This is a genomic window from Sporichthya polymorpha DSM 43042, from assembly GCF_000384115.1.
Taxonomy (GTDB): domain Bacteria; phylum Actinomycetota; class Actinomycetes; order Sporichthyales; family Sporichthyaceae; genus Sporichthya; species Sporichthya polymorpha.
Genome location: NZ_KB913029.1, coordinates 2,965,742 through 2,976,986, shown reverse-complemented (window position 1 = coordinate 2,976,986; position 11,245 = coordinate 2,965,742). Strand labels below are relative to the sequence as shown.

The following is an 11,245-nucleotide window of genomic DNA, read 5'->3' as shown; positions in this document are numbered from 1 at the left end:
CGAGAACACATCACGTTTCTGTCACGGGAGGCCCTCGTCCGTTTGAAGGATGTCCAAATCATCCGAACGCCGAGCAACCGTGACCCAGGTCATGTCGTCTCATGGTGCACAGAGCGGACGGTAACCGTCCGCCCCCTTGGGGAGGGGGTTCGGCCATGGCGCAGAACCAGATCCGCATCGAGCGCAAGACCCTGGCCAAGAAGGGCAAGGGGACCAGCGCCCAGCAGTCGCGCCGCGACCCGAGCTCGCTCGATCTCCGCAGCCCGTCCGGGCGCAAGCTCCCGTACTAGAACGCTTCCGGGCACCGCCGGGGTCGTTCAGGCCCCGGCCACGTGCCGCCAGGCGGCCGGCAGGGCCGCCGCGATGTCCGTCGCCGTGACCGGGCCTGGGGCCGAGATCTCGGCCTCCGCCTCGTCCGGCTCCGCCGCGAGGCGGGCCGCCAGTCCGTGCAGGTAGGCGGCCGTCGCCGCCGCGTCGGCCGGATCCCGTCCGGCCGCGAGCAAGGTGCCGGCCAGGCCGGCCAGCACGTCACCGCTCCCGGCGGTCGCCAGCCGCGGGGTGCCGGTCGGGTTGACCCGGACCGGACCGTCCGGCGGGACGACGACGGTCGTCGAGCCCTTGAGCAGGACCGTCGCCCCGTACTGCTCGGCCGCGCGCCGGGCGTGCGCCAGCCGGGCGGCCTCGACCGCCGGCCCCTCGACCGCGACGCCCTCGGCCGTCAGCAGGCGCCCGAGCTCGCCCGCGTGCGGCGTCAGCAGCGTCGGAGCCGATCGCTCCAGGCCGCCGGCTTCGGCGAGCAGCGTCAGGCCGTCGGCGTCGACGAGCACGGGGACGTCGCTGCCCAGGACGGCGTCGAGGCGGCGGCGCGCCTTCGCGCCGGTGCCCAGTCCGGGTCCCACGACCCACGCCTGGACGCGGCCGGCGTCGCTCGCCAGGCCCTCGGTCACGACCGCCTCCGGCCAGGCCGCCCGGACGGCGTCGGCCACGCGACCCGGCCCGGCGAACCGCACCATGCCCGCGCCGGCCCGCAGGGCGCCGCCGACCGCGAGCACCGCGGCGCCCGGATAGGTCTTCGAGCCCGCCACGACGCCGACGACACCGCGGCGGTACTTGTCGGCGGTGGGGAGCAGCCAGCCGAACGGCACGAGGACGTCGGCGTCCTGCAGCGCGCAGGCGGCCGGGTCCGGCAGGTGGTCGCCGAGGCCGATGTCGACGAGCGTCGTCGCCCCGGCGTGGCTCGCGCCCGGTTCGATCAGCAGCCCGGGCTTCCAGGTCCCGAACGTGACGGTGACGTCGGCGTGCACCGCGACGCCGGGGACCTCGCCGGTGTCCGCGTCGACGCCGCTGGGCAGGTCGACGGCCACGATCAGCCCGCCGCCGAGCTCGGCCCGGGAAACCAGCTCGGCCGCGCCCGGCCGCAGACCGCCGGACCCGCCGATGCCGACGATCCCGTCGAGGACGAGGTCGGCGTGGTCGAGCACGGCCGCGTCGGGAGCCACCCGCCCGCCCGCGCCACGGAACGCCGCGAGCCCGCGGGCATGGGCGCGGTCCGGGTGAAGCAGCAGCGCGTCGACGCGCGCGCCCCGGCGGGCGAGCTGGGCGCCGGCGTAGAGGGCGTCCCCGCCGTTGTCGCCGCTGCCGACCAGCAGGACGACGCGGGAGGCGTAGACCCGCCCCAGCAGGCCCGCGCACGCGGTGGCAAGGCCGGTCGCGGCCCGGTTCATCAGGACGTCCCCGCCCTGCCCGGTCCTGCGCAGCTCGGCGATCAGGGCCGCCTCGGCGGCCCGGACGTCGGCGACGGAGTGCGCGGTCCGCATGACTACTCCTGGGACGGGGGTTGGTGCTCGGGGGTGGCCGCGGGCGGCGCGAACGGCGGCCCGAGCCCGCTGGAGGCGGCGGCGCCGATCGGCGGGGTCCCCCACCCCTCGGCGACCACCATCGCCGAGGCGACCCCGGCGTCGTGGGACAGCGAGATGTGCCAGGCGGAGACCCCGAGCAGCCGTGCCCGCTCGGCGACCGTCCCGCGGACCGTCAGCGTCGGCCGGCCGCTGCGGTCGGACAGGATCTCCGCGTCGTGCCACAGGAGCCCGCTCGGGGCGCCGAGGGCCTTCGCGATCGCCTCCTTGGCGGCGAACCGGGCCGCGAGGGACGCGGTCCCCCGCGTCAGCTCGGCCGGGGTGAACAGCCGGGGCCCGAGCCCCGGCGTCCGCGCCATCGCGGTCGCGAACCGGCCGATGTCGCAGACATCGATGCCGACTCCCACGATCACAACGCGAACCCTAGTGGCGTGCTCCTGCGGGATGGCGCGGGCTACTCGACGGTGACCGACTTCGCGAGGTTGCGGGGCTGGTCGACGTCGTAGCCCTTGACCGTCGCCATCTCGCAGGCGAAGACCTGCAGCGGGACCGTGGAGACCAGCGGCTGCAGCAGCGTCGGGACCTGCGGGATCCGGATCAGGGTGTTCGCGTACGGGACGACGGCCTCGTCGCCCTCCTCCGCGATGACGATCGTGTGGGCGCCGCGCGCGCGGACCTCCTGGATCGAGGACACGATCTTGTCGTGGAGGCGGTGCCGCGCCGACGGGGACGGGACGGTGACGACCACCGGCACGCCCTCCTCGATCAGCGCGATCGGGCCGTGCTTGAGCTCGCCGGCCGCGAAGCCCTCGGCGTGCATGTACGCGAGCTCCTTGAGCTTGAGCGCTCCCTCGAGCGCCACCGGGTACCCCACGTGGCGGCCGAGGAACAGCACGGACTTCTTGTCCTTGAGCGTGCGGGCGAGGGCGCGCACCGGCTCGATGGTCTCGAGGACCTTCTCGACCGCGGCGGGCATCTCGTTGATCTGGTCCATGACGGTGGCGATCTCGTCGCCGAACTTCGTACCGCGGACCTGCGCGAGGTAGAGCCCGACGACGTAGCAGGCGACGATCTGCGCGAGGAACGCCTTCGTCGAGGCGACGGCGATCTCCGGACCGGCGTGGGTGTAGACGACCGCGTCGGACTCGCGCGGGATCGTCGAGCCGTTGGTGTTGCAGATCGCGAGGACGCGCGAGCGCTGCTCGCGGGCGTGCCGCACGGCCATCAGGGTGTCCGCGGTCTCGCCGGACTGCGAGATCGCGATGACCAGCGTCGAGCGGGACAGGATCGGGTCGCGGTAGCGGAACTCGCTCGCGAGCTCGACCTCGCAGGGGATGCGCGTCCAGTGCTCGATCGCGTACTTGGCGATCAGGCCGGCGTGGAAGGACGTCCCGCAGGAGACGATGACGACCTTGTCGACCTCGCGGAGCTCCTCGTCCGACAGGCGCATCTCGTCGAGGACGAGCTGCCCGTCGAGACCGACGCGGCCGAGCAGGGTGTCGGCGATCGCCTTCGGCTGCTCGGCGATCTCCTTGAGCATGAAGTAGTCGTAGCCGCCCTTCTCGGCGGCGGCGGCGTCCCAGTCGACGTGGAACTGACGGACGGCGGCCGGCGTCCCGTCGAAGTTGGTGACGGAGACGCCCTCGCGGCGCAGCTCGACGACCTGGTCCTGGCCCAGCTCGAGCGCCTCACGCGTGTAGGCGATGAACGCGGCGACGTCGGAGGCGAGGAAGTTCTCGCCTTCCCCCAGGCCGACGACGAGCGGGGAGTTGCGGCGGGCGCCGACGACGACGTCCGGCAGGTCCGCGTGGACGGCGACGAGCGTGAACGCGCCCTCCAGACGCTGGCACACGCGGCGCATCGCCTCGGCGAGGTCGCGGCCCGCGCCCTCGAACTCCTGCGAGAGCAGGTGCGCGACGGTCTCGGTGTCGGTGTCCGAGCTGAGCTCGCAGCCGGCGGACTCCAGCTCGTCCCGGAGCTGGGCGAAGTTCTCGATGATCCCGTTGTGGATCACCGCGACCCTGCCGGTGCAGTCGCGGTGCGGGTGGGCGTTGCGGTCCGTCGGGCCGCCGTGGGTCGCCCAGCGGGTGTGACCCATCGCGGTCTGCGACGCGGGCAGCGGCTCCTCCGCGAGCAACCCGACCAGATTGCCGAGCTTGCCCGCTTTGCGCGCGACGCTCAGCTCACCGTTGGCGACCAGGGCCACGCCGGCCGAGTCGTAGCCCCGGTACTCCAGGCGTTTGAGCCCGGCGAGCACCACGTCGAGCGCATCCCGACCGACGGTCTCGCCGCCGACATACCCCACGATCCCGCACATGATGATCAGCGTAGAGGCAGACGCCGCGCCGGACGGGCCGAACGACTCCAGCCGGGGTCCCCGACCCGTCCGCGGCGGCCCCTCGGGTCCGGGATGCCCGACTCGTCCCGCCCGCCCGGGGGACCGGCGGGGGACCGGTCGGAGTGATTGAGGTCAGGACAGCGGCAGGTGCAGCCGGACCGCGTCCGCGAGGCGGTCCGCGACGCTCTGCGCCTGCTCGGCGGAGGCGGCCTCGACCATGACGCGGACGACGGGCTCGGTCCCGCTCGGGCGCAGCAGGACGCGCCCGCTGGTGCCGAGCTCGGCCTCCGCGGCCGCGACGGCCTCGGCGAGCCCCGTGCTGCCCGCGATCCCGCCCCGGTTCACGCCCTTCACGTTGACGAGCACCTGCGGGAGCCGGGTCATCACCGCGGCGAGCTCCGCGAGACTCCGGCCGGTGGCCGCGACCCGGGCGAGCAGGTGCAGCCCGGTGAGGACGCCGTCGCCGGTGGTCGCGTGCTCGAGCATCACGACGTGGCCGGACTGCTCGCCGCCGAGGGTGAAGTTGGCCGCGCGCATGGCCTCCAGGACGTACCGGTCCCCCACGGCGGTGTCGACGACCTTGATCCCGGCGTCGGACATCGCCAGCCGGAACCCGAGGTTGCTCATGACGGTGACGACGACGGTGTCGTCGGCGAGGCGCCCCGCCTCCTTCATCGCCAGGCTCAGGATCGCGAGGATCTGGTCGCCGTCGACGAGGTTGCCCGCGGCATCGACCGCCAGGCACCGGTCGGCGTCGCCGTCGAAGGCGAGCCCGGCCGCGGCGCCGTGGGCGACGACCGCCGCCTGCAGGTCCTCCGGGTGGGTCGACCCGCACGCCTCGTTGATGTTCAGGCCGTCCGGCTCGCTGTGCAGCGTCACGACCTCGGCGCCGGCGGCGCGCAGCAGCGCCGGGGCGACCTCGGAGGCCGCGCCGTTCGCGCAGTCGAGAACGACCGTCATGCCGTCGAGCCGGTTCGGCGCGGTGGTCAGCAGGAAGTCGAGGTAGCGGCGCAGCGCGTCCGCCTCGTCACGCACCCGGCCGACGTCCCCGCCCGTCGGCCGCGTCCAGTCGGCGTCGAGCAGCGCGGCGATCTCGTCCTCGGTCGCGTCGGGGAGCTTGTGGCCACCGCGCGCGAAGAACTTGATGCCGTTGTCCGGCGCCGGGTTGTGCGAGGCGGACAGCATGACGCCGAGGTCCGCCGCCAGCGCCGCGGTCAGGTGCGCGACGCCGGGCGTCGGCAGCACGCCGACCCGGACGACGTCCGCCCCGGCGCTCGCGAGGCCGGCGACGACCGCGGCCTCCAAGAACTCCCCCGACGCGCGGGGGTCACGGCCGACGACCGCCAGGGGCCGCCCACCCGCCGTCCGCTGCGCCGAGAGCACCCGGGCCGCCGCGGCGGACAGGTCGAGGGCCAGCTCCGCCGTCAGGTCGACGTTCGCGACCCCGCGGACGCCGTCCGTGCCGAACAACCGACCCATGTCGAACCCCTTGATCGCGCGCGTGCCTGGTGCCGAACCCGGCCATGATCGCCTACACGATGGCGCAGGGGGCCGAAAACGCACACGACCCGCGCCCCAACGGGACGCGGGTCGGAACGAAAGCGCTGAATTACCGCTTCGAGTACTGCGGAGCCTTGCGGGCCTTCTTCAGACCGTACTTCTTGCGCTCGGTGGCGCGAGGGTCACGGGTGAGGAAGCCGGCCTTCTTCAGCGTCGGGCGGTTGTGCTCGGCGTCGGCCTCGTTGAGCGACCGGGCGATGCCGAGGCGCAGCGCGCCGGCCTGGCCGGAGACGCCGCCGCCGTGCAGCCGGACGAAGACGTCGTAGCTGTTCTCCAGCCCGAGGCTGACCAGCGGCTCCTTGACGATCTGCTGGTGGACCTTGTTCGGGAAGTAGTTCTCGAGCTCGCGGCCGTTGATCTTCCACTTGCCGGTGCCGGGCACGATGCGGACGCGGGCGACCGCCTCCTTGCGACGACCGGTCGCCGCGCCGGGCTCGATGTTCGAGACCGGGGTGATCGTGGGCGCGGACTCGGTCGTGTAGGACTCGGGCGCGTTCTCCTCGAGGTCGGCGACCTCAGGGGTCTCGGCGGCTTCGGTGCTCACTGGCTCACCTGCGTGATCTCGAACGGAACGGGCTGCTGCGCCTGGTGCGGGTGCTCCGGCCCGGCGTAGACCTTCAGCTTGCGGAGCTGGGCGCGGCCCAGCGAGTTGTGCGGGAGCATCCCCTTGACGGCCTTCTCAACGGCCTTGCGGGGGCTGGTCTCCAGGAGCTCGGAGTAGGCGACACCGCGGATACCGCCCGGGTACCCGGAGTGGCGCCACGCCTTCTTCTGGTTGAGCTTGTCGCCGGACAGCGAGACCTTCGCCGCGTTGATGATCACGACGAAGTCACCGGTGTCGACGTGCGGCGCGAAGGTCGGCTTGTGCTTCCCGCGCAGCAGCTGGGCGGTCTGGCTGGCCAGCCGGCCGAGCACGACGTCCGTGGCGTCGATGACGTGCCACTGGCGCTGGATCTCGCCGGGCTTAGGGCTGTACGTGCGCACGTGAAAAGCCTTCGGTTCGCGGGGTTCGGAATCGGGTCCTACCGGACCCACCGGTGGTGCGGCGCCACAGAGAACTACAGGCGCTCCGCAACGACGGGCCAGCCTACCCGGCGCCTGCCCCCCGGGCAAAACCGGGGATCGGTCCGCGCTCAGCGGGGACGAACCACCCGGGTCTCGTCCCAGACCGGCTCCGCCGACTCGTAGACGACGCCGTCCGACCCGAAGACCAGAAAACGGTCGAACGAGCGGGCGAACCAGCGGTCGTGCGTGACCGACACCACGGTGCCCGAGTAGCTCGCGAGCCCCTCCTCCAGGGCCTCCGCGGAGTCCACGTCCAGGTTGTCCGTGGGTTCGTCGAGCAGCAGGAGGGTGGCCCCGGCGAGCTCCAGCAGCAGGATCTGGAAACGGGCCTTCTGGCCGCCGGAGAGCGTCCGGAACAGCTGGTCGCCGGCCTGATGCAGCTCGTAACGGCGCAGCGCCCCCATCGCCTCGCCGCGGGGCAGGGCGTGCCCGGCGAGGATCTCGACCAGCGTGCGGGCCGCGAACTCCGGATGGTCGGACGTCTGTGAGAAGTGGCCGGGCACGACCCGCGCCCCCAGCCGGGCGACCCCGGTGTGCGCGACGCCGCCGTCCCCGTCGGGCAACGCGCCGAGCAGCCGCAGGAAGTGCGACTTGCCGGACCCGTTGGACCCGAGCACCGCGATCCGCTCGCCGTAGCAGAACTCGACGTCGAACGGCTTCATCAGCCCGGTCAGCTCGAGGCGCTCGCACGTCACCGCGCGGACGCCGGTCCGGCCGCCGCGCAGGCGCATCGTGACGTTCTGCTCGCGGGGGCGCTCCTCCGGCGGGCCGGCCGCGTCGAAGCGCTCCAGTCGCTTGATCGCGGCCTGGTACCGGCTGGCCATGTCGGAGTTGTAGGCCGCCTTGTTCTTGTAGAAGAGCATCTGCTGCCGCAGCCGCTCGCGCTGCTCGTCCCAGCGGCGACGGAGCTCGTCGAGCCGGGAATGCCGGTCCAGCCGGGCCTGGTGGTAGCTGTCGAATCCGCCGCCATGCACCCACGCGGAGCCACCCTCGACCGTGACGATCCGGTTCGCCGTCCGCGCCAGCAGCTCGCGGTCGTGGCTGACGAACAGGACGGTCTTTCCCGTCGCGGCCAGCTGTTCCTCCAGCCAGCGTTTCCCGGGGACGTCGAGGTAGTTGTCCGGCTCGTCGAGCAGGAGGACCTCGTCCGGCCCGCGCAGCAGGGCCTCCAGGGCGAGGCGCTTCTGCTCCCCACCGGACAGGGACACCAGGTCCCGCCACTGCGCGCGCTCGTAGGGCGTCCCGAGCGCGGCCTGGGTGCAGACGTCCCAGAGCACCTCAGCCTCGTAACCGCCCGCGTCGGCCCAGTCCGCGAGGGCCTGGGCGTAGCGGAGCTGGGTCCGCTCGTCGTCGCGCTCCATCATCAGCAGCTCGGCGGCGTCGAGCTCGCCGGCAGCCGTCCGCACCCGGGGTGAGGACACCGACACCAGCAGGTCCCGGACCGTGGCCTGGGAGCTGTTCTCCGTGCCGTTCTCGGAGCTGTCGCGGTGGCCGATGAACTGGCGCATCACGCCGAGCCCGCCGCTGCGGGTGACCGTCCCGGCCTGGGGGTCGAGGTCACCGGCGATCAGGTTCATCAGCGTCGTCTTGCCGGAGCCGTTCGCCCCGACCAGTGCCACCTTCGCGCCGTCCCCGACGCGGAAGGAGACCTCGTCGAGCAGCAGCCGGCCGTCGGGCAGGCGGTGCTGGAGGCGGCTGACGTCGACGTGGCCCACAGCGCGCAGTCTGGCGGACCGTCAGCCCCGCGGGCGACGGGTTTCTGCGACGCGGGCGGTGAGGTCGGCGTCGGGGGGATAGCGGACCTCCTCCAACGTCAGCCCGTGCGGCGGGACGACCTGGACCGCGGAGTCCTTCTCCCGCGACGAGAGCACCGCGGCCGGCCACTCGACGGGGCGGCGCCCCTCCCCCACGGCGAAGCTGGCCCCCACGAGCGCGCGGACCATGTGGTGACAGAACGCGTCCGCCTCGACGTCGGCGACGAGCAGCCCCGCCTCCGGGCCCTCGGTCACCCGGGACCAGCCGAACCGGATCAGGCGCCGCACCGTCGACTGGCCCTCGCGCAGCTTGCAGAACGCGGCGAAGTCGTGCTCCCCCGTCAGGTGCCGCGCAGCAGCGTCCATCGCCGCGACGTCGAGCACGCGCGGATGCCAGAGCACATCAAGCCGGCGCAGCGGGTCGACGCCGCCGGGGGCGTCCCCGACGCGGTAGGCGTAGCGGCGGGAGAGCGCGCCGAAGCGGGCGTCGAACCCGGGCGGGGCCGGCGCGGCCGCGAAGACGCGCACGTCACGCGGCAGGAGCCCCGCCAGGCGCCGGACCAGGGCTTCCCCGGGTGTGGCGCGCATCCGGCCCGGGACGGCCTCCCAGTTCACGACCGGCACGTCCACGTGGGCGACCTGTCCCCGGGCATGCACCCCCGCGTCCGTGCGGCCGGCGACCGTCAGCAGCGGCGCGGCCGGCAGCCGCAGCACGGTCGTCAGCGCCGCGGCGAGCACGCCCGCCACCGTGCGCTGGCCGTCCTGCACCGCCCACCCGGCGAAGGCCGTGCCGTCGTAGGCGATCGCGAGCCGAACGCGAACGCCCCCACCCTCGGAGAGGGCGGGGGCGTCGGCGTCGTTCGTCTGGGTCAGGACTTGTCCTCGGCGGTGGCGTCGTCGTCGCCCTCGGCCTGAGACGTCTGCGCCGCGGCCTCGACCTGGTCCGAGGTCTCGCCCTCGGCCGGGGTGTCGCCGGCCTCGACCACGGGGGTGCCCTCGGCCTCGTCGACCGGCTCGGCGCTCGAGGTCTCGACGACGTCGGCCGCCGTGGGAGCCGCCGCGGACGCGGCCGCCGGGGCCGCCTTCTCCTTGACCGCGCGCTTGGTGGCGCCCTCGGCCTCGCCGACCGCGGTCTGAGCCACCGTCAGCGGCTCGACCAGCTCGATGACCGCCATGGGGGCGTTGTCGCCCTTGCGCGGGCCGAGCTTGGTGATGCGCGTGTAGCCACCCGGGCGGTTCTCGTAGCGCGGGCCGATCTCGGTGAGCAGCACGTGCGCGACGGACTTGTCGCGGATGGTGCGCATGACGATGCGGCGGTTGTGCAGGTCGCCGCGCTTCGCCTTGGTGATCAGGCGCTCCGCGACCGGGCGCAGCCGACGCGCCTTCGCCTCGGTGGTGGTGATCCGGCCGTGCTCGAACAGCGCGGTCGCGAGGTTCGCGAGGAGCGCCTTCTCGTGCGACGCGCTGCCGCCGAAGCGGGGACCCTTGGTGGGCTGAGGCATCTTCGTCTGCTTTCACTCGGAGGAAGGTTCACCCCACGCCGCTCCACGGGCCGTGGGGGTGGCGGGGGCCGAATGGCCCCCGCCGGTTTCACGAACTAATACTGCTCGGTTTCCGCATAGCCCTGGTCGTCGTCGTCGAGCGAGAAGTCGGTGACGACGGTGCTCGGGTCGAACCCGGGCGGACTGTCCTTGAGAGCAAGACCCATGCCGTGGAGCTTGGCCTTGACCTCGTCGATGGACTTGGCGCCGAAGTTGCGGATGTCGAGGAGGTCCGCCTCGGAGCGGGAGACGAGCTCGCCGACCGAGTGGATGCCCTCGCGCTTGAGGCAGTTGTACGAACGGACCGTCAGCTCGAGCTCCTCGATCGGGAGCGCGAGGTCGGCGGCCAGGGCGGCGTCCGTCGGGGACGGGCCCATGTCGATGCCCTCGGCGTCGACGTTCAGCTCGCGGGCGAGGCCGAACAGCTCGACGAGGGTCTTGCCGGCGGACGCCATCGCGTCGCGGGGCATCATCGACGGCTTGGTCTCGACGTCGACGATCAGCCGGTCGAAGTCCGTGCGCTGCTCGACACGGGTCGCCTCGACCTTGTAGGTGACCTTGAGGACCGGCGAGTAGATCGAGTCGACCGGGATCCGGCCGATCTCCTGGCCCGCCTGCTTGTTCTGCTGCGCCGAGATGTAGCCACGGCCGCGCTCGACGGTCAGCTCCATGTCGAGCTTGCCCTTGCCGTTCAGCGTGGCGAGCGCGAGCTCGGGGTTGTGGACCTCGACGCCGGCCGGCGGCTGGATGTCACCGGCGGTGACGTCACCCGGGCCCTGCTTGCGCAGGTACATGACGACGGGCTCGTCGTGCTCGGAGGAGACGACCAGTTCCTTGATGTTCAGGATCAGGTCGGTGACGTCCTCCTTGACGCCCGGCACGGTCGTGAACTCGTGGAGCACACCGTCGATGCGGATGCTCGTCACGGCCGCCCCCGGGATGGAGGACAGCAACGTGCGGCGCAGGGAGTTGCCGAGGGTGTAGCCGAACCCCGGCTCCAGCGGCTCGATGACGAACCGGGACCGGTGTTCGGAGACGACCTCTTCGGACAGGGTGGGGCGCTGTGCAATCAGCACGGGAATTCCTTTCCGCAGCGACCGCTATATGAAGCTGCAGATTCACCGACCGAAC

General features: G+C 72.9%; 10 protein-coding genes and 1 pseudogene. 1 reads left to right on the top strand and 10 read right to left on the bottom strand.

Annotated features, from left to right (window positions below; translation table 11 throughout):
- Positions 1 to 155 precede the first annotated feature (155 nt).
- Positions 156 to 290 (top strand): hypothetical protein, encoded by a 135-nt coding sequence (locus SPOPO_RS35900; RefSeq protein WP_019875585.1) that lies wholly within the window; start codon positions 156 to 158, stop codon positions 288 to 290.
- A 27-nt stretch (positions 291 to 317) separates the two neighbouring features.
- On the opposite strand, the gene SPOPO_RS0114580 is transcribed toward SPOPO_RS35900, so the two are convergent.
- The 10 genes and pseudogenes from SPOPO_RS0114580 to SPOPO_RS0114535 all read right to left on the bottom strand — a co-directional run bounded on the left by SPOPO_RS0114580 (position 318) and on the right by SPOPO_RS0114535 (position 11,190).
- Positions 318 to 1,817 carry a bifunctional ADP-dependent NAD(P)H-hydrate dehydratase/NAD(P)H-hydrate epimerase gene (locus tag SPOPO_RS0114580; protein WP_019875584.1) on the bottom strand — a complete coding sequence of 500 codons (1,500 nt, stop codon included), beginning with the start codon at positions 1,815 to 1,817 and terminating at the stop codon, positions 318 to 320.
- Between the two features lie 104 nt (positions 1,818 to 1,921).
- A pseudogene (locus SPOPO_RS29665) lies at positions 1,922 to 2,269 on the bottom strand (holo-ACP synthase); the annotation flags it as partial.
- 41 nt (positions 2,270 to 2,310) lie between these two features.
- A complete protein-coding gene (glmS, locus tag SPOPO_RS0114570) occupies positions 2,311 to 4,173 on the bottom strand; it encodes a glutamine--fructose-6-phosphate transaminase (isomerizing) (RefSeq protein ID WP_019875582.1) in 1,863 nt (620 codons plus the stop codon).
- A 153-nt stretch (positions 4,174 to 4,326) separates the two neighbouring features.
- The gene (gene glmM / locus SPOPO_RS0114565) at positions 4,327 to 5,673 is read right to left on the bottom strand and encodes a phosphoglucosamine mutase (RefSeq protein WP_019875581.1); all 1,347 of its coding nucleotides are present in this window, start codon (positions 5,671 to 5,673) and stop codon (positions 4,327 to 4,329) included.
- A gap of 130 nt (positions 5,674 to 5,803) precedes the next feature.
- The gene (gene rpsI / locus SPOPO_RS0114560; protein ID WP_019875580.1) at positions 5,804 to 6,298 is read right to left on the bottom strand and encodes a 30S ribosomal protein S9; all 495 of its coding nucleotides are present in this window, start codon (positions 6,296 to 6,298) and stop codon (positions 5,804 to 5,806) included.
- Entirely contained in the window at positions 6,295 to 6,738 is a 444-nt protein-coding gene (rplM, locus tag SPOPO_RS0114555; protein WP_019875579.1) for a 50S ribosomal protein L13, read from the bottom strand. Before rplM ends, rpsI begins: the two co-directional genes overlap by 4 nt.
- Before the next feature lie 149 nt (positions 6,739 to 6,887).
- Positions 6,888 to 8,534: an ABC-F family ATP-binding cassette domain-containing protein gene (locus tag SPOPO_RS0114550; protein ID WP_019875578.1), complete on the bottom strand. Its 1,647-nt coding sequence runs from the start codon at positions 8,532 to 8,534 to the stop codon at positions 6,888 to 6,890.
- 21 nt (positions 8,535 to 8,555) lie between these two features.
- A complete protein-coding gene (locus SPOPO_RS0114545) occupies positions 8,556 to 9,341 on the bottom strand; it encodes a tRNA pseudouridine synthase A (protein ID WP_019875577.1) in 786 nt (261 codons plus the stop codon).
- A 101-nt stretch (positions 9,342 to 9,442) separates the two neighbouring features.
- Positions 9,443 to 10,075: a 50S ribosomal protein L17 gene (rplQ, locus tag SPOPO_RS36065; RefSeq protein ID WP_019875576.1), complete on the bottom strand. Its 633-nt coding sequence runs from the start codon at positions 10,073 to 10,075 to the stop codon at positions 9,443 to 9,445.
- A gap of 95 nt (positions 10,076 to 10,170) precedes the next feature.
- Positions 10,171 to 11,190, bottom strand: coding sequence for a DNA-directed RNA polymerase subunit alpha (locus SPOPO_RS0114535; RefSeq protein ID WP_019875575.1), 1,020 nt, complete (start codon positions 11,188 to 11,190; stop codon positions 10,171 to 10,173).
- Positions 11,191 to 11,245 lie beyond the last annotated feature (55 nt).